Raw genomic sequence first — 17,794 nt, forward strand, 5'->3', positions numbered from 1 at the left:
AATGCCTTCACAAAGCCTCCTGGGTCTAAAGTCCTCGGCGAACCCGCAGGTCAGGGCGGTAGTGACGACTCGGTGAGGGAGGGGCTCGGGCCCTCCGGTCCGAAACAGGGGACCATCGCCGACGTAAATGATCGATCAGCGGGAGTGCAATGGAAGGGAGCGATGGCACAGCGATCGGAAGGTGTGCACCATGACCGCGACTCCCTTGGAGAAGACGGCGAACGGCGAGGCCTGGGAGGGCTTCAAGGGCGGGCTGTGGCGCGACGCCATCGACGTCCGCGACTTCGTGCAGCAGAACTACACCCCGTACGAGGGTGACGGCGCCTTCCTCACCGGCCCCACCGAGCGCACCACCGCACTCTGGGACCGGCTCCTCGCGATGTTCCCGCAGGAGATCGAGCAGGGCGTCCACGACGTCGACGTGAGGACCCCCTCGCGCATCGACGCCTTCCGGCCCGGCTACATCGACCCCGGCAAGGACCTGATCGTCGGCCTCCAGACGGACGCCCCGCTCAAGCGCGCCATCATGCCCAACGGCGGCTGGCGCATGGTCGAGGGCGCACTCAACGCCTACGGTTACGAGGCCGACCCCGAGGTCCGCGAGATCTACACCCACCTGCGCAAGACCCACAACGACGGTGTCTTCGACGCGTACACCCCCGAGATCCGCGCCTGCCGCTCCTCCGGCATCATCACCGGCCTCCCGGACGCCTACGGCCGCGGCCGCATCATCGGCGACTACCGCCGCGTCGCCCTCTACGGCGTCGACCGCCTCATCGAGGACAAGAAGTCCGTCAAGGCCGAACTCGACGCCGAGTGGCCCACCGAGGACGTGATCCGCGAACGGGAGGAGACCTCCGAGCAGATCAAGGCCCTCGGCGAACTCAAGGCCATGGCCCTGTCGTACGGCTACGACATCTCCCGCCCCGCCGCCACCGGCCGCGAGGCCGTCCAGTGGCTGTACTTCGCCTATCTCGCCGCCGTGAAGGAGCAGAACGGCGCGGCCATGTCGATCGGCCGCATCGACAACTTCCTCGACATCTACCTGCAGCGCGACATCGAGAACGGCCTCCTCACCGAGGAGCAGGCGCAGGAGTTCATCGACGACTTCGTCATCAAGCTCCGCATCGTCCGCTTCCTGCGCACCCCCGAGTACAACGAGCTCTACTCCGGCGACCCGACCTGGGTCACCTGGTCCATGGCCGGGATCGGCGAGGACGGCCGCCCGCTGGTCTCCCGGACCACGTTCCGCGCGCTGCAGACCCTCTACAACCTGGGCCCGGCCCCCGAGCCGAACCTGACCGTCTTCTGGTCGCGGCAACTCCCGCGGGGCTTCAAGGACTTCGCCGCGCAGGTGGCCATCGACACCTCGGCCCTCCAGTTCGAGTCCGACGAGCTGATGCGCCCCAAGTACGGCGACGACACCGCGATCGCCTGCTGCGTCTCGGCGATGGCCGTCGGCAAGCAGATGCAGTTCTTCGGCGCCCGCGTCAACGTCGCCAAGGCCCTCCTGTACGCGATCAACGGCGGCCGCGACGAGAAGACCGGCGCGCTCGTCGTCGAGGGCTTCGAGCCGATCGAGAGTGAGTACCTCGACTACGAGCAGGTCGCCGCGCAGTACGAGGCGATGCTGGAGTGGCTGGCCAGGACGTACGTCCACGCCCTCAACGTCATCCACTACATGCACGACAAGTACGCCTACGAGCGCATCGAGATGGCGCTGCACGACCGGGCGATCCTGCGCACCATGGCCTGCGGCATCGCCGGGCTCTCGGTCGCCGCGGACTCGCTCTCGGCCGTCAAGCACGCCCGCGTGAAGGTGATCCGCGACGCCACCGGCCTCGCCGTCGACTACGAGATCGAGGGCGACTACCCGGCCTACGGCAACAACGACGACCGCGCCGACGAGATCGCGCGGAGGATCGTCTCCGGGTTCATGCGGAAGATCCGCGAGTACCCGACGTACCGCGACGCCGTGCACACGCAGTCCGTCCTGACGATCACCTCGAACGTGGTCTACGGCAAGAAGACCGGCAACACCCCCGACGGCCGCCGGGCCGGAGCGCCGTTCGCCCCCGGTGCCAACCCGATGAACGGACGGGACCAGCACGGCTACATCGCCTCCGCGCTGTCGGTCGCCAAGCTCGACTACGACGACGCCGAGGACGGCATCTCGCTGACCAACACCATCACCCCGGACGCCCTGGGACGCACTCCTGAGGAGCGGATCGACAACCTCGCGGGCGTGCTCGACGGGTTCATGGCCAGCGACGGCTTCCACATGAACGTCAACGTCCTCGACAAGGCGACCCTGCGGGACGCCATGGAGCACCCGGAGAACTACCCGCAGCTGACCATCAGGGTCTCCGGCTACGCGGTGAACTTCGTCCGCCTCACCCGCGAGCAGCAGTTGGACGTCATCAACCGCACCTTCCACGGCTCCCTGTGAGCCTCCGGCTCCCCGGTGCCGAGCACGTCCCGGGGAGCCGCCCCTCAGCTGCGGCCCCGGAGCCGGGCCCTCACCCCGGCTCCGGGCGCCGCGGACATCGACTCCCGCGAGGAACACCGGAGTTACGCCATGACCGTTCTGCTGGACCAGAATCTCGCCCCCCTCGGTGCCGCCACCCCCGCGGGAGCCGCCATGCACCGTCCGATCGAGGGCACGGTGCACTCCTGGGACCTGTCGACCGGCGTGGACGGGCCGGGCAGCCGATTCGTCGTGTTCCTCTCCGGCTGTCCGCTCACCTGCCTCTACTGCCACAACCCCGACACCTGGCGGATGCGCAACGGCAAGCGCACCTCGGCGGACGACGTGGTCGAGGAGGCCGCGAAGTACACCAGCTTCATCGCCGCGGCTCGTGGCGGTGCCACCGTCAGCGGGGGCGAGCCGCTGCTGCAGCCCGTCTTCGCCGGGGAACTGCTGCACCGCTTCAAGCACGAACTCGGCCTGCACACCGCCCTGGACACCTCGGGCTTCCTCGGTGTCCGCGCCACCGCTGCCCTGCTGCGGGACGTCGACCTGGTGCTGCTCGACATCAAGTCCTGGGACCGGCAGACGTACGAGAAGGTGACCGGACGCCCTCTGCAGCCCACCCTGGACTTCGCCCGGCGCCTCGCCGACCTCGGCAAGGAGGTGCACGTCAGGTTCGTGCTCGTCCCCGGGCTTACCGACGATCCGGCGAACATCGAGGGCGTGGCCGCCTTCGCCGGCGGGCTCGGCAACGTCTCGCGCGTGGACGTGCTGCCCTTCCACAAGCTGGGCGAGGGGAAGTGGCAGGCGCTCGGCAGGAACTTCACGCTGCACGACACCCCGTCGCCCACCCCCGGGCAGGTCACTCTGGCGAAGGAGATCTTCGAGGCCCATGGCCTGAAAGCGGTGTGATCCTGGAGGTGGAGGAGCTGCCCCCGGAGCCGCTGCCGCTGCCGCTGCCCCCGGAGCCGCTGCCGCTGCCGCTGGAGCCGGAGCCGGAGCCGGAGCCGGACCCGGAGCCAGGGCCGCCTCCAGGGCCGCATCCGGGGCAGAGCCCGGCAGGTCGCAGGCGCCGTATCCTGGAGGTATGAGCAGCGCCGCCCCCGCACCCGGACCGCGAGACGCGAAGACCGGGCCCGAACCGAAGGCCAAGCCGGCCCCGGCCCTGAACTTCGACGATCCGCTGGACCAGCAGTCCGCGGACGACACGGACCGAGGGTGGGGTGAGCGGCCCAGCGGCGGCGACAGCGCCGCCGACCTGGCGCGCTTCCTCGACGAGAAGCCGCCCCACCACCTCTGAACTTCCGCTACTTGCCGGTGTCCACGGGGCCGCCGCCGGAACCACCGCTGTCCCCGGCATCGCCGGTCCCAGAACCGGGACCACCGGCACCACCGGGACCACCAGGACCACCGGCACCACCGCGCTGGGCGACCAGCACGTCCCGGATCTCCTTGAGTACCTCGAGCTCGGAGACCTCGATCGTTTCCTGCGCGCCCTCCTTCGCCTTGCGCCGCGCCTCCGCCTTGGCGAGGTACTTCGCCATCGGCAGCACCATGAGGAAGTACACGACGGCCGCGGTGATCAGGAAGCTGAGCGTGGCGCTCAGGACCGTGCCCCAGCTGATCGGGATGCCGCTGGTGGCCTCCCCCGTCGCCGGGTCGATCTCGCACGGGCCCTTGAGGCAGGACCGGTAGCTCTCCAGGTCCTTCGTGCCGAAGGCGCCGACCAGCGGGTTGATGACGCCCTTCACCACGGCGTTCACGATGTTCGTGAACGCCGCACCGATGACGACCGCGACGGCCAGATCGATCACGTTTCCGCGCGTCAGGAACGCCTTGAAGCCTTCCCACACGCCCGGCTTCTTCTCCTCGCTCACCAGGGAGCCCTTCCTCGTACGTTCGATTGACCGTGTCATTAGGCCCGGCACAGGTCAGGTGCGTCCAATTCGCCGACACGATCAGGTGAGTTGACAAGAAGTCCGTACGGATCAGCACAAGACCACCACCAGACGGGAGTTGGCGCTCGCGCCGGCCAACTGCACCGCCTCCGCGGGCGGTACGGAGAGCACGATCAGCGCGCCGTTCTCCATGGACGCCTGCCCGCCGGCCGCGACGTCGACGACGCGTGCGCCTGCGGCGATCCGGCGGGCGCGAGCCCCGGACGGTGGGGCCGCGATGACGTCCACACGGTCGCCGGGACGCAGCAGCCGTACGGTCTCCGCGTCCGCGATGCGTACGGGGGCGCGCACGAGTTGTCGTACGGACCCGGGGTGATCGTCCGGCTCCGCCGGGGACGCGGTGTGCTCGCCCTCCGCTTCGCTTCCGGAGCTCGTCGGGCCCGTCGAGCCCGCGAAGCCCTGTGGTCCCGCGGCCGCGAGCGCGGCTGCGGCCATCGCGAGCCCGGCGGCCACGGTGCGGCGGTTACGGCCGTGGCGCAGCGCACCCCGGAACCGCAGCCGCCCGCCGCGCACACGCAGGGGAGGGAAGGCCGGAACCTCGCACGGGGGAGGAACCGGCGTCGGAGTGGAGGGGATGGAGGGGACGGAAGGGACGGAGGGCGGAGAGCCCGGGGGAGAGGTGTGGGCGCTGGAGCGCGAGGACATGGCAACCACCGCCTGCCGTGGGGGAATTCGCCTGAACGCCCCTCACGATCCACGGTCCCGGCCGATCCCGCTCAGCCCTGTGGACAACCTCGCGGTTGTGGACAACTCCCTCACCCGAACCGGAGATTCCGCTCAGCCGAACCGGTGTTTCCGCTCACCCGAACCGGAAACTCCGCCCCACAGCGCGGCCCCGACCTCTCAGCTCAGGGCAGCTCGATCCCCAAGTCCCACCCGTCGTGCGCCCGCGTGCACAGGCAGTCCCGCTCGTCGGTGGCCGGAAGACCCGCCACCGCGTCGAACAGCACGTCCCGCAGCCTGGACACGTTCTCGCCGAACACCTTGAGCACCTCCGCGTGGGAGACGCCCTCGCCGGTCTCCGCCCCCGCGTCCACGTCGGTCACGAGGGACAACGACGTGTAGCAGAGCGCCAGTTCTCGGGCGAGCACGGCCTCGGGGTGACCGGTCATGCCCACCACCGACCAGCCGGCGGCCGCGTGCCATTGCGACTCGGCGCGGGTGGAGAAGCGCGGGCCCTCCACGACGACCATGGTGCCGCCGTCGACCGCGGCCCAGTCGCGTGCGCGGGCGGCCTTCAGGGCGATGCTGCGGCCCTCGGGGCAGTACGGGTCGGCGAACGTCGTGTGCACCACGTTCGGGATGCTGCCGTCGGGCATCGGCACCCCGTCGAAGTACGTCTGTACGCGGCTCTTCGTACGGTCGACGAGCTGGTCCGGTACCAGCAGCGTCCCCGGACCGTACTCGGGGCGCAGCCCGCCCACCGCGCAGGGGCCGAACACCTGGCGCACGCCCACGGAGCGCAGCGCCCACAGGTTGGCGCGGTAGTTGATCCGGTGCGGCGGAAGGTGGTGGCCTCGGCCGTGGCGGGGCAGGAACGCCACTTTCCGTCCGGCGATCTCACCGAGGAACAGGGAGTCGCTCGGCTCGCCGTAAGGGGTGCTCACCTGGATCTCGGTGACGTCGTCGAGGAACGAGTAGAACCCCGAGCCGCCGATCACGCCTATGTCCGCGGACGCCGCAGCGCCACCGTTGTGTGGGTTCGCCATGCGCAGCAGCGTAGTCGAGCCCTGACTTCCGGGTTCGGTCTGTTCGGTCCGCGGCCGCGACCGTCACAGAACCGAAAGCCCCGCATTACGCAACCGAAGGCCCGCAGCACATAACCGAAAGCCCCGCAGTCGCGCGCGACTGCGGGGCTTTCCGGGAAGTGCGAAGGTGCCGTGCGGCCGGTCAGGCCGCGGAGCTGCTGCTTCCGGAGGAGCTGGAGGACGACGAGGAACCGGCCTTCGAAGCGCTCGACGAGGACGAGGAGTCAGATGCCGAGGACGTCGTGGACGTCGTCGAGGCGGACTTCGACGCGGACGACGCGGGCGTGCTGCTCGACGACGAGTTGCGGCTGTCATTGCGGTAGAAGCCGGAACCCTTGAAGACGATGCCGACCGCCGAGAACACCTTCTTGAGGCGTCCGTCGCAGCTGGGGCACTCGGTCAGGGCGTCGTCGGTGAACTTCTGCACCGCCTCGAGGCCCTCGCCACACTGGGTGCACTGGTACTGATAGGTCGGCACTTGCTTCCTCCTGGCACTCTCACTCGATGAGTGCTAACGACGGTCCATAGTGACGTATTCCTCGGAATCAGTCCACTGCCACCGGCGAGCGGTGACCGACGCCACGTGCCACGGTCCGGCTCCTGGCGAGCGGAGCGAGGCGGGAGCGCAGCGCCACGAGGGTCAGCAGCGCGAGCACCGTACCGGCCATGGGCACCAGGAATCCGGCGCTCGCACCGTGGGCGTCGGCAAGCCGGCCGGTCAGCGTGACGGCGGCGGCCTGGCCGAGCGCGACCGCACCCGTGAGGAGCGTGAACGCCTCGGTCCGCGCGGAGGCGGGAACCAGGCTCTCGACGAGCGTGAACCCGGAGATCAGCGCGGGCGCGATGCACATGCCGATAAGCAGTCCCAGTACGGCGAAGAGCGCCACCGAGTGCACGGTCCACAGCATGGAGGCGGTGACCGCCAGGGCGGTGTACCCGACGAGGAGGCGGCGGCGCGGGCCGACCTTCCAGGCGATGGCTCCGCAGGCGACACCGGCGAGCATGTTCCCCCCGGCGAAGATGCCGTACAGGAGGCCGTTGACCCCGGGCTGGCCGACTTCTTCGGCGAAGGCGGTGAGGGCGACCTGCATGCCGCCGAAGACCGAGCCGATGCCGAGGAACGCCACCGCGAGGACGCGAGCCCCGGGCACGGAGAACGCGGAAACGTGCTCCACGCGCGCGTGGCCCGCGAGCGCACCGTGCGCCTTGGGCTGGGTGTCGCGCTGCGCGGCGAAGAGCAGGCCGCCCGCCAGGGTCAGCACGGCCTGGGTCGCGAGGCCGGCACCGGGGTGCACCCAGGTGCACAGGGCGGTGGCGAGCACCGGGCCGACGACGAACGTGAACTCGTCCGTGACGGACTCGAAAGCCGCCGCGGTGGGCGTCAGGGCGCGCCGCTCGGGGTGGTCCAGTACGGCCGCCCAGCGGGCCCGCACCATCGGCCCGACCTGCGGCACCGAGGCGCCGACCGGCACGGCGGCGACGAAAAGGGCCCACAGCGGGGCGTCGGCGAGGGCGAGGGCGGCGAGGGCGATCACCGAGACGGCGTTCACGAGGACGCCGGGGATCAGGACGGCGGCCTGGCCGAAGCGGTCGGTGAGTTTGCCGCTCTGCGGCGCGCACAGCGCCATGGAGACGCCCGCGACGGCGGCCACGGCGCCCGCGGTGCCGAACGAGCCGGTGGTGTGCTGCACCAGCAGCACGATCGACATGGTCAGCATCGCGAACGGCTGCCGCGCGGCGAAGCCGGGCAGGACGAACGAGAGGGCACGGGGCGTGCGCAGGAGTTGCCCGTACCCGGGGCGGGAAGTCGAGTTGACCGCGGACTCCACGGTCCTTGCCTTTCTGCTGCCTGGTGGCGGGCCCGTGTGGCGGCGCCGAGAGCTGTCCTCTTGCGCAGAAGAACGTCGGTGATACCCGGCCCACTGCGAGGACCGCGGCCGCCGTGCGGTCGCGCCAGCTCTGCGTCAGACAGAGGTGGTTCTATTCGTTGTCCCTCGATTGTACGGGGAAGTGGTCACGTACGCCTCCGAATGAGGGGGATCACACACCAGCCACCTGTGATTGCCGGGGCAGGCCGCAAAACCCGCACCCCTCACCCGTAAACCCGCACCCCCTCACCCGGAAAACCCGCACCTCTACGAGGAGGACCACCTCTACGAGGAAGACCCGCCCGTCCCCAGCCAACCCGCCAGCTTGCCGCCCTGGGCGACCGCGCGCAGGCGGCGCTCGGTGGCGTCCCGCACCGGGTTCGTGGCGACGACGAGCAGCTCGTCGCCGTGCCGGAGCACGGTGGTCGGGGACGGCACAAACGATTCGTTGTCCCGGACGACGAGGGTGACGGCGGCACCCGCGGGCAGTCGCAGTTCCGCGACCTCGACGCCGTGCATCTTGGACTCCTCGGGGATCGCCACCGAGAGCAGATGCCCGCGCAGCTGCTCCAGGGGCGCGGATTCCACGCCCAGGTCGGCCGCCTCCTCGCCCCGGCCGATCCCGAGAGCCTTGGCCAGCCAGGGCAGGGTCGGGCCCTGGATGAGGGTGTAGACGACGACCAGGACGAAGACGAGGTTGAAGATCCGCTCGCTGCCCTCGACGCCGGTCACCATCGGGATGGTCGACAGGATGATGGGCACCGCGCCGCGCAGTCCGGCCCAGGACATCAGGGCCCTCTCCCGCCAGGGCAGGCGGAACGGCACCAGGGCGAGGAACACCGAGACGGGCCGCGCCAAGAGGGTCAGGACCAGGCCGATGAGGATGGCCGGCCAGATGTCGTCGAGCAGGGTGCTGGGCGTGACGAGCAGGCCGAGCAGGACGAACATGCCGATCTGCGCGATCCAGCCGAGCCCGTCCGCGAAGCCGCGGGTGGCGGGCCAGTGCGGCAGCTTGGAGTTGCCGAGCACCACCGAGGCCAGATAGACGGCGAGGAATCCGCTTCCGTGCGCCAGTGCGCCGGCGGCGTACGCGGACACCGCGATGGCCATCACGGCGATCGGGTAGAGGCCGGAGGCGGGCAGCGCGACGTGCCGGATGCCGTACGCGCCGAGCCAGCCCACCGCGAGCCCGATGGCGGCGCCGATGGCGAGTTCGAGGGCGATCTTGCCGACCAGGACGTACCACTCGCCGATGGCGCCCGTGGTGGAGAACGCCACGACCAGGATGACCACGGGGGCGTCGTTGAAGCCGGATTCCGCTTCGAGGACGCCGGTGATGCGCGAGGGCAGCGGCACCTTGCGCAGTACGGAGAAGACGGCGGCGGCGTCGGTCGAGGAGACGACCGCTCCGATGATCAGTGACTGCCGCCAGTCGAGCCCGACGAGGTAGTGCGCGCCCGCCGCCGTGATGCCCACGCTCACCGCGACACCGAACAGCGACAGGACGGCCGCCGCCGGCAACGCGGGTTTGATCTCCTTCCACTTCGTCCCCAGACCACCCTCGGCCAGGATCACCACAAGCGCGGCGTAGCCCATCACCTGGGTCAACTCGGCGTTGTCGAAGACGACGTTGCCGAATCCGTCCTGACCGATCGCGATGCCGATCCCCAAGTACAGGAGCAGGCTCGGCAGACCGCTGCGCGAGGAGACGCGCACGGCCGCGACCGCGAGGAGCAGTACGAGGGAGCAGACGAGAAGGAGCTCGTTGAGCTGATGGACAGTCAGTGGCTGTTCCTTTCAGGGGCGCGAGACAAGGCGCGGAAGAGCGGGTACTTCGTTACCTTACCTAATCGTTAACGCTTCCTTGATGCCGGTCCGGGCTCAACAGCCGTCGCGGGCCTGAGTTATCCACACCGCGTCCATGGCCGTCATGCCCTCGTCCTATGGTTGCTCCCAGCACTTCCCGGACCGCACGGCCAGCTCGGCCGACCAGCCGCTCGAAGGACAGCAAGGACAGCGATGCCCGCCAATGAAAGCGCCTCTTCCGGCCAGAAGACCGGCAAGAAGAAGGGGCGACGTGCCCGCCTCGTCGTGATCGCACTGGTCCTTGCCGTCGTCGCGGGTGTGGCCTTCGGTTCGTACTGGAGCATCAGTACGGTGCGCGCCTCGCTGCCGCAGACCAAGGGCTCGATCCAGCTCGACGGCCTGGCGGGACCGGTCGACGTCCGCCGTGACAGCAGCGGCATCCCGCAGGTCTACGCCTCGTCGGACGAGGACCTGTTCATGGCCCAGGGCTATGTGCAGGCGCAGGACCGCTTCTGGGAGATGGACGTCCGGCGTCACATGACCTCCGGTCGGCTCTCCGAGATGTTCGGCAAGAGCCAGGTCGAGACCGATGAATTCCTGCGCACCCTCGGCTGGCACCACGTCGCGCAGCGGGAGTACGACACCAAGCTGAACCCGGAGACCAAGAAGTACCTCCAGGCGTACGCCAAGGGGGTCAACGCCTATCTGAAGGGCAAGGACGGTGCCGACGTCTCCGTCGAGTACGCGGCCCTGGGGTTCACCAACGACTACAAGATCGAGGAGTGGACCCCGGTCGACTCGGTGGCCTGGCTAAAGGCCATGGCCTGGGACCTGCGCGGCAACATGCAGGACGAGATCGACCGCTCCCTGATGCACGGCCGCCTCGGCCCGAAGCAGATCCAGGACCTGTACCCGGACTACCCGTACGACCTGCACAAGCCGATCGTCGAAGAGGGCGGGCTCTCCGGGGACTCCAAGACGTACGACCCCGAGGGCAGTTCGGTCGAGGAGCAGTCCGCCGCGGGCGGCACGGGAACCGAAACCGGGACAGGCATAGGGACAGGGACAGGCACAGGCACAGGAACCGGCGCGGGCACCGGAACCGGAACCGGCAACGGCATCGCGGGTGGCGGCAGTACGGCGGGCGGCCTGACCACGCAGATGTCCGGCCTCTCCGACGTCCTCGACAAACTCCCCGACGCCATAGGTCCGAACGGCAACGGCATCGGCTCCAACTCCTGGGTCGTGTCCGGCGACCACACCACCACCGGCAAGCCGCTGCTCGCCAACGACCCCCACCTCGCGCCCCAGCTGCCGTCGATCTGGTACCAGATGGGCCTGCACTGCCGCGGCGTCTCGGCGAAGTGCCAGTACGACGTCTCGGGTTACACCTTCTCCGGCATGCCGGGCGTGGTCATCGGCCACAACCAGGACATCGCCTGGGGCATGACCAACCTCGGCGCCGACGTCACCGACCTCTACCTGGAGAAGATCCAGGGCGACGGCTACCAGTACGGCAGCAAGGTCGAGCCGTTCAAGACCCGCAAGGAGACCATCAAGGTCGCGGGCGGCGAGGACAAGGACATCGTGGTCAGAGAGACCAACAACGGCCCGGTGGTCTCGGACCGCAACGACGAGCTGGGCAAGGTCGGCCAGGAGGCGCCGGTGAGCAGCTCCGCCCCCGACCGCGCCGACGGGTACGCGGTCTCCCTGCGCTGGACGGCGCTGAGCCCCGGCAAGTCCATGGACGCCGTGTTCGCGCTCAACAAGGCGAAGAACTTCCAGGACTTCCGCAAGGCGGCGGCCGACTTCGAGGTCCCCTCGCAGAACCTGATCTACGCCGACACCGAGGGCAACATCGGCTACCAGGCCCCCGGAAAGATCCCCACGCGCGCGAAGAACCACGACGGCACGCTCCCCGCCCCCGGCTGGGACCCGGCGTACCGCTGGACCGGATACATCCCGCAGAGCGCCCTGCCGTACGAGTACAACCCCGAGCGCGGGTACATCGTGACGGCCAACCAGGCGGTGACCGACTCCAAGTACCCCTACGAGCTCACCAAGGACTGGGGCTACGGAGCGCGCAGCCAGCGCATCAACGACCTCATCGAGTCGAAGCTGGAGAACGGCGGCAAGATCTCGACCGAGGACATGCGCACGATGCAGCTGGACAACAGCAGTGAGATCGCCAAGATGCTCACGCCCAAGCTGCTCAAGATCGACGTGTCCGACCCGTACGTCCGCGAGGCGCAGCAGCTCCTGGAGGGCTGGGACTACACCCAGGACGCCGACTCGGCGGCGGCCGCGTACTTCAACGCGGTCTGGCGCAACATCCTGAAGCTGTCCTTCGGCAACAAGCTGCCCAAGGAGCTGCGCGTCGAAGGGTCCTGCATCAACGTGCCGCCCGCCGACAAGACCGGCCCGGTCGACGACCCGGACGAGCGCGTGCGCGAGTGCGGCGAGCGGGCGGCGGACGCGGCGCAGCCGGACGGCGGTGACCGCTGGTTCGAGGTGGTCCGCTCCATCCTCGACGACGAGGACAACGAGTGGTGGCAGTCGCCCTCCACGCGTACGGACTCCGAGACCAAGACCCGTGACCAGCTCTTCGCGCGTGCCATGGAGGACGCCCGCTGGGAGCTGACCGCGAAGCTCGGCAAGGACATCGACAGCTGGAGCTGGGGCCGTCTGCACCGCCTGCAGCTGGACAACCAGACCCTCGGCACCGAGGGCCCCGGCTTCATCCAGTGGCTGCTCAACCGCGGCCCCTGGGAGCTCGGCGGCGGCGAGGCCGCGGTCAACGCCACGGGCTGGAACGCGGCCGGCGGGTACAGCGTGATCTGGGTCCCGTCGATGCGGATGGTGGTGAACCTCGGCGACTTCGACAAGTCGAAGTGGATCAACCTCACCGGTGCGTCGGGGCACGCGTACAGCCCCAACTACACCGACCAGACCGAGAAGTGGGTCAAGGGCGAGCTGCTCGACTGGGCCTACTCGGAGAAGGCGGTCGAGGCGGAGGCGGAGAACGACCTGGTGCTCAGGCCGTGACCGACCCCGTTCCGATCAGGACCTGAATCTCCGGACCCCGGAAGGGGTCACCACCGCGTGCACGGGGTGGTCGTGCGGTTCCTCCGGGACCCGCGCGACCACCTCGTCGTCGTAGAGGAGTACGACGAGCGGCGGCTGCACGCGCGCGTGCGAGAGCCGGGCGAGCACCCGGTCGTACGAGCCGCCGCCGCGCCCCAGGCGCATCCCGCGGCCGTCCACGGCGAGACCGGGGAGCAGCACCGCGTCGGCGCCGAGGACGGCGTCGGGCCCGAGCCGCGCCCCGTCCGGCTCCAGGAGCCCGCGCCCCGCGCGTACGAGGTGCTCAGTGCCCGCGTAGAGGCCCCAGTCGAGGTCGTTGTCCGGCAGGAGCACCGGCAGCAGAACCCGCACCCCGCGCGCGTGCAGGGCATCGAGCAGCGCGCGGGTGCCGGGTTCGCGGCCGACCGACACGTACGCGGCGACCGTGTGCGCCTGAGCCAGCTCATCGAGTTCGAGGGCCCGCCGGGCGAGAACCGCCGCCGCCTCCTGCGCGTCATCTGCTGTCAACCGGCGCCTCGCTTCGAGGAGTTCTCCGCGCAACGTCGCCTTGTCAGCCTTGTCAGTCTTGTCGCCGGTGCTGTTGTGGCTCACAGCCAACTCACAAACCCCTCATATCCTGGCCTAAGCGAATCAATTAACCGGACGCACATGTTCCGAACAATCGCACCGGTTAGGGTGCAGGGCATGACTGAGTCGCACCCCACGATCACCAAGGCTGTCATCCCGGCAGCAGGCCTCGGCACGCGCTTCCTCCCGGCCACGAAGGCCACCCCGAAGGAGATGCTGCCGGTCGTCGACAAGCCGGCGATCCAGTACGTGGTCGAGGAGGCCGTGGCAGCCGGTCTGTCCGACGTGCTGATGGTCACGGGCCGCAACAAGCGCCCCCTCGAGGACCACTTCGACCGCAACTACGAGCTGGAAGAGGCCCTCCGCCGCAAGGGCGACCAGGGCCGCCTCGCCAAGGTCCAGGAGTCCAGCGACCTGGCGACCATGCACTACGTCCGGCAGGGCGACCCCAAGGGCCTCGGCCACGCCGTCCTCTGCGCGGCCCCGCACGTCGGCAGCGAACCCTTCGCGGTCCTCCTCGGCGACGACCTGATCGACGCCCGGGACCCCCTGCTCCAGCGCATGGTCGACATCCAGGCCCGCGAGGGCGGCAGCGTCATCGCGCTCATGGAGGTCGACCCGGCCCAGATCCACCTCTACGGCTGTGCCGCCGCCGACCCCACCGGCGAGGGCGACGTGGTCAAGGTCACCGGCCTCGTCGAGAAGCCCGAGCCCGCCGACGCCCCCAGCAACCTCGCGATCATCGGCCGGTACGTCCTCGACCCCGCCGTCTTCGACGTCCTCCGCAAGACCGAGCCCGGCCGCGGCGGCGAGATCCAGCTGACCGACGCGCTCCAGCAACTGGCCGCGGACGAGAAGATCGGCGGCCCCGTGCACGGCGTCGTCTTCAAGGGCCGCCGCTATGACACCGGAGACCGCGGCGACTATCTGCGTGCCATTGTCAGACTCGCGTGCGAACGTGAAGACCTGGGCCCGGACTTCCGGGCCTGGCTTCGCAGTTACGTCACCGAGGAGATGTAGCACCTTGAGCAGCAGCACGACGGCAGAGGACACCGGCCGGGCCCCCATCTGGTCGGTGTCCGAGCACCTTGAGGACATTCTCGCGACGGTCCACCCGCTGGACCCCATCGAGCTGCAACTCCTCGACGCCCAGGGCTGCGTCCTGGTCGAGGACGTCACGGTGCCCGTCTCGCTGCCGCCCTTCGACAACAGCTCGATGGACGGGTACGCGGTCCGCACCGCCGATGTGGCCGGCGCCACCGAAGAGTTCCCCGCCGTCCTGGAGGTCATCGGCGACGTCGCCGCGGGCGCCCCCGGCAATCTCACCGTCGGCCCCGGCCAGGCCGCCCGCATCATGACCGGCGCCCCGCTCCCGCCCGGCGCCGAGGCCGTCGTCCCGGTGGAGTGGACCGACGGCGGCCTCGGCGAGGGCCCGGTCGGCACGATGACGCCGCACAGCCTGGCCCCCGAGGGCGCCTCCGGAGAGGTCCGCGTGCACCGCCCCGCGAAGGCCCGCGCCCACGTCCGCGCGCGCGGCAGCGACGTCCGGTCCGGCGAGCGCGCACTCGCCGCCGGCACCGTGCTCGGCCCGCCGCAGATCTCCCTGCTCGCCGCCATCGGCCGCGGCACGGTCCGGGTGCGCCCCCGCCCGCGCGTGGTCGTCCTCTCCACCGGCAGCGAACTGACCCAGCCCGGCGAGGAGTTGACCGAGGGCCGGATCTACGACTCCAACAGCTTCGCCCTCACCGCCGCCGCCCGGGACGCCGGCGCGATCGCCTACCGCGTGGGCGCCGTCGCCGACGACGCCGAGACCCTGCGCGCCACCATCGAGGACCAGCTGATCCGCGCCGACCTCCTGGTCACCACGGGCGGCGTCTCCGTAGGGGCGTACGACGTCGTGAAGGAGGCCCTCCAGGGCGCCGGTGACTGGGAGGAGGGCAGCGAGTCCGGCAGCGGCATCGAGTTCCGCAAGCTCGCCATGCAGCCCGGCAAGCCCCAGGGCTTCGGCTCCATCGGCCCCGACCACACCCCGCTGCTCGCCCTCCCCGGCAACCCGGTCAGCTCGTACGTCTCCTTCGAGCTGTTCGTCCGCCCCGCGATCCGCGCCCTCATGGGCCTGAAGGACGTCAGCCGCCCCACCGTCCGCGCCGCCCTCGACAGCCGCGAGCCGCTGACCTCCCCCTCCGGCAAGCGCCAGTTCCTGCGCGGGAGGTACGACGAGGAGAAGGGCACCGTCGCCCCCGTGGGTGGTTCCGGCTCCCACCTGATCGCGGCCCTGGCGCACGCGGACGCCCTGATCGTCGTCCCCGAGGACACCGCCGAGGTCGCCCCGGGCACCGAGCTCGACGTGATCCTGCTCCGCTGAGCCCCGCCCCGTGCGGGTACCGTGGCTGCCCACACGAGGCCCACCACGGCCCGCCCGAGCCCTGACCGGGGAGCGCACAGCAGATGAGTACGCAGGACCGACTGACGCACATCGACGAGGCGGGCGCCGCCCGGATGGTCGACGTATCGGAGAAGGACGTCACCGCGCGCACCGCGCGTGCGAGCGGCCGGGTCCTGGTGTCACCGCGCGTGATCGAACTCCTCAGGGGCGAGGGCGTGCCCAAGGGGGACGCCCTCGCCACCGCCCGGATCGCGGGCATCATGGGCGCCAAGCGCACCCCCGACCTGATCCCGCTCTGCCACCCGCTCGCGGTCTCCGGGGTGAAGGTCGAACTCGCCGTCGCCGACGACGCGGTGGAGATCCTCGCCACCGTGAAGACCACCGACCGCACCGGCGTCGAGATGGAGGCCCTGACCGCCGTCACCGTCGCCGCGCTCACGGTGATCGACATGGTGAAGGCGGTCGACAAGGCCGCCGTCATCACCGACGTCCGCGTCGAGGAGAAGACGGGCGGCAAGTCCGGGGACTGGAGCCGCGCATGAAGGCCGAGCCGGGCATGAAGGCCGAGCGGGGCATGAAGGCCGAGCGGGGCATGAAGGCCGAGCGGGGCATGAAGGCCGAGCCGGGCATGAAGGCCGAGCCGGGCATGAAGGCCGAGCCGGGCATGAAGGCCGAGCGGGGCATGACGGCCCTCGTCGTCACCGCCTCCAACCGCGCCTCCGCCGGGGTGTACGCGGACAAGGGCGGCCCGATCCTCGCCGCGGGCCTGCGCGAGCTCGGCTTCGAGGTCGAGGGCCCGCAGATCGTGCCCGACGGCGACCCGGTCGAGCAGGCCCTGCGCGCCGCCGTCGACGCCGGGTACGACGTGGTGCTCACCACCGGCGGCACCGGCCTCTCGCCCACCGACCGCACCCCCGAGGCCACCCGCCGCGTCCTCGACCACGAGGTCCCCGGCATCGCCGAGGCCATCCGCGCGTACGGCCGGGACAAGGTGCCCACGGCCGCCCTCTCCCGCGGCCTCGCCGGCCTCGCGGGCGGCACCCTGATCGTGAACCTGCCGGGCTCCACGGGCGGCGTACGGGACGGACTCGCCGTACTGGAACCGCTGCTCGTGCACGCCGTCGACCAGATCCGCGGCGGCGACCACCCCAGACCGGACGCAGTCCCCGACGCCGGCCACGGCACCGGAGCCACCGGGAGCCCGAGCTGAACAGCCCTGCCTGGCCCGCGCGCCTCGCGGACGGCGATGTCGTCCTCCGCCCCATAAAGCTGCGCGACCAGCGCGCCTGGCGGGAGGTCAACCAGCGCAACCGCGACTGGCTGCGCCCCTGGGAAGCCACGATTCCGCCGCCCGGACCCGCCGGTCCGATCACGGCCCGGCCTACCTACCGGCAGATGGTGCGCCATCTGCGCGCGGAGGCGAACGCCGGCCGGATGCTGCCCTTCGTGATCGAGTACCAGGGCCGTCTGGTGGGCCAGCTGACGGTCGCCGGGATCACCTGGGGCTCGATGTGCTCGGGCCATATCGGCTATTGGGTCGACCAGTCGGTGGCCGGGCGCGGAGTGATGCCGACGGCCGTCGCGCTCGTCGTCGACCACTGCTTCAGGAGCGTGGGTCTGCATCGCGTCGAAGTCTGCATTCGGCCCGAGAACACCCCGAGCCGCCGGGTCGTGGAGAAACTCGGATTCCGTGAGGAAGGGCTGCGCCCGCGCTATCTCCACATCGACGGCGGCTGGCGGGACCACCTCGTGTTCGCGCTCACCGCGGAAGAGGTCCCGGAAGGGCTGCTCACCCGCTGGCACCAGCGGCGATCCGGAAACAGTCCGAAGGACACACCACGGAACACGGCCTGACTCCGCGAAATAAAATGTGTGTTCGAAAAAGAGCGCAGATTGACCACGAATAT

At 70.2% G+C, this 17,794-nt stretch carries 16 protein-coding genes; 9 read left to right on the plus strand and 7 right to left on the minus strand.

Features of this window, described 5'->3' with window-relative positions; translation table 11 throughout:
- The first annotated feature begins 190 nt into the window (after positions 1-190).
- From pflB to QIT00_RS25075, 3 genes are all read left to right on the plus strand, one after another.
- Positions 191-2,449, plus strand: a complete 2,259-nt coding sequence (gene pflB / locus QIT00_RS25065; RefSeq protein WP_282537645.1) for a formate C-acetyltransferase — start codon at positions 191-193, stop codon at positions 2,447-2,449.
- Between the two features lie 129 nt (positions 2,450-2,578).
- A complete protein-coding gene (gene pflA / locus QIT00_RS25070; RefSeq protein ID WP_282537646.1) occupies positions 2,579-3,382 on the plus strand; it encodes a pyruvate formate-lyase-activating protein in 804 nt (267 codons plus the stop codon).
- 175 nt (positions 3,383-3,557) lie between these two features.
- Complete coding sequence (locus tag QIT00_RS25075) at positions 3,558-3,770, plus strand: hypothetical protein (protein WP_282537647.1); 213 nt, start codon at positions 3,558-3,560, stop codon at positions 3,768-3,770.
- A gap of 7 nt (positions 3,771-3,777) precedes the next feature.
- On the opposite strand, the gene QIT00_RS25080 is transcribed toward QIT00_RS25075, so the two are convergent.
- From QIT00_RS25080 to QIT00_RS25105, 6 genes are all read right to left on the minus strand, one after another.
- The gene (locus tag QIT00_RS25080) at positions 3,778-4,386 is read right to left on the minus strand and encodes a large conductance mechanosensitive channel protein MscL (RefSeq protein WP_408909847.1); all 609 of its coding nucleotides are present in this window, start codon (positions 4,384-4,386) and stop codon (positions 3,778-3,780) included.
- A 72-nt stretch (positions 4,387-4,458) separates the two neighbouring features.
- Complete coding sequence (locus tag QIT00_RS25085) at positions 4,459-4,941, minus strand: CpaB family protein (protein ID WP_349017203.1); 483 nt, start codon at positions 4,939-4,941, stop codon at positions 4,459-4,461.
- 335 nt (positions 4,942-5,276) lie between these two features.
- Positions 5,277-6,137 (minus strand): S-methyl-5'-thioadenosine phosphorylase, encoded by an 861-nt coding sequence (locus QIT00_RS25090; RefSeq protein ID WP_282537649.1) that lies wholly within the window; start codon positions 6,135-6,137, stop codon positions 5,277-5,279.
- A 181-nt stretch (positions 6,138-6,318) separates the two neighbouring features.
- The gene (locus QIT00_RS25095) at positions 6,319-6,654 is read right to left on the minus strand and encodes an FmdB family zinc ribbon protein (RefSeq protein ID WP_282537650.1); all 336 of its coding nucleotides are present in this window, start codon (positions 6,652-6,654) and stop codon (positions 6,319-6,321) included.
- 67 nt (positions 6,655-6,721) lie between these two features.
- On the minus strand, positions 6,722-8,005 hold the full coding sequence (locus tag QIT00_RS25100) for an MFS transporter (RefSeq protein WP_282537651.1): 1,284 nt from the start codon (positions 8,003-8,005) through the stop codon (positions 6,722-6,724).
- Positions 8,006-8,329: 324 nt separating this feature from the next.
- Positions 8,330-9,829 carry a potassium/proton antiporter gene (locus QIT00_RS25105; RefSeq protein ID WP_282537689.1) on the minus strand — a complete coding sequence of 500 codons (1,500 nt, stop codon included), beginning with the start codon at positions 9,827-9,829 and terminating at the stop codon, positions 8,330-8,332.
- Between the two features lie 234 nt (positions 9,830-10,063).
- On the opposite strand from QIT00_RS25105, the gene QIT00_RS25110 reads away from it, so the two are divergent.
- Positions 10,064-12,895: a penicillin acylase family protein gene (locus QIT00_RS25110; RefSeq protein ID WP_282537652.1), complete on the plus strand. Its 2,832-nt coding sequence runs from the start codon at positions 10,064-10,066 to the stop codon at positions 12,893-12,895.
- A gap of 15 nt (positions 12,896-12,910) precedes the next feature.
- On the opposite strand, the gene QIT00_RS25115 is transcribed toward QIT00_RS25110, so the two are convergent.
- A complete protein-coding gene (locus tag QIT00_RS25115) occupies positions 12,911-13,525 on the minus strand; it encodes a 5-formyltetrahydrofolate cyclo-ligase (protein WP_282537653.1) in 615 nt (204 codons plus the stop codon).
- 93 nt (positions 13,526-13,618) lie between these two features.
- Here QIT00_RS25115 and galU point away from each other — a divergent pair, with 93 nt between their 5' ends.
- The 5 genes from galU to QIT00_RS25140 all read left to right on the plus strand — a co-directional run bounded on the left by galU (position 13,619) and on the right by QIT00_RS25140 (position 17,741).
- Positions 13,619-14,521 (plus strand): UTP--glucose-1-phosphate uridylyltransferase GalU, encoded by a 903-nt coding sequence (galU, locus tag QIT00_RS25120; RefSeq protein WP_282537654.1) that lies wholly within the window; start codon positions 13,619-13,621, stop codon positions 14,519-14,521.
- A 4-nt stretch (positions 14,522-14,525) separates the two neighbouring features.
- A complete protein-coding gene (gene glp, locus QIT00_RS25125; RefSeq protein WP_282537655.1) occupies positions 14,526-15,866 on the plus strand; it encodes a molybdotransferase-like divisome protein Glp in 1,341 nt (446 codons plus the stop codon).
- An 83-nt stretch (positions 15,867-15,949) separates the two neighbouring features.
- Positions 15,950-16,429, plus strand: coding sequence for a cyclic pyranopterin monophosphate synthase MoaC (gene moaC / locus QIT00_RS25130; protein ID WP_282537656.1), 480 nt, complete (start codon positions 15,950-15,952; stop codon positions 16,427-16,429).
- 122 nt (positions 16,430-16,551) lie between these two features.
- The gene (locus QIT00_RS25135; protein ID WP_408909850.1) at positions 16,552-17,097 is read left to right on the plus strand and encodes a MogA/MoaB family molybdenum cofactor biosynthesis protein; all 546 of its coding nucleotides are present in this window, start codon (positions 16,552-16,554) and stop codon (positions 17,095-17,097) included.
- Positions 17,094-17,741, plus strand: a complete 648-nt coding sequence (locus QIT00_RS25140; protein ID WP_282537691.1) for a GNAT family N-acetyltransferase — start codon at positions 17,094-17,096, stop codon at positions 17,739-17,741. Before QIT00_RS25135 ends, QIT00_RS25140 begins: the two co-directional genes overlap by 4 nt.
- Positions 17,742-17,794 lie beyond the last annotated feature (53 nt).

It is taken from the genome of Streptomyces luteolus (genome assembly GCF_029968015.1).
Taxonomy (GTDB): Bacteria; Actinomycetota; Actinomycetes; order Streptomycetales; family Streptomycetaceae; genus Streptomyces; species Streptomyces luteolus.

Coding starts and splice junctions, on each gene's coding strand:
- pflB (WP_282537645.1), top strand. CDS start 191: ATGACCGCGACTCCCTTGGAGAAGACGGCGAACGGCGAGGCCTGGGAG.
- pflA (WP_282537646.1), top strand. CDS start 2,579: ATGACCGTTCTGCTGGACCAGAATCTCGCCCCCCTCGGTGCCGCCACC.
- QIT00_RS25075 (WP_282537647.1), top strand. CDS start 3,558: ATGAGCAGCGCCGCCCCCGCACCCGGACCGCGAGACGCGAAGACCGGG.
- QIT00_RS25080 (WP_408909847.1), bottom strand. CDS start 4,386: ATGACACGGTCAATCGAACGTACGAGGAAGGGCTCCCTGGTGAGCGAG.
- QIT00_RS25090 (WP_282537649.1), bottom strand. CDS start 6,137: ATGGCGAACCCACACAACGGTGGCGCTGCGGCGTCCGCGGACATAGGC.
- QIT00_RS25110 (WP_282537652.1), top strand. CDS start 10,064: ATGCCCGCCAATGAAAGCGCCTCTTCCGGCCAGAAGACCGGCAAGAAG.
- galU (WP_282537654.1), top strand. CDS start 13,619: ATGACTGAGTCGCACCCCACGATCACCAAGGCTGTCATCCCGGCAGCA.
- moaC (WP_282537656.1), top strand. CDS start 15,950: ATGAGTACGCAGGACCGACTGACGCACATCGACGAGGCGGGCGCCGCC.
- QIT00_RS25135 (WP_408909850.1), top strand. CDS start 16,552: ATGAAGGCCGAGCGGGGCATGACGGCCCTCGTCGTCACCGCCTCCAAC.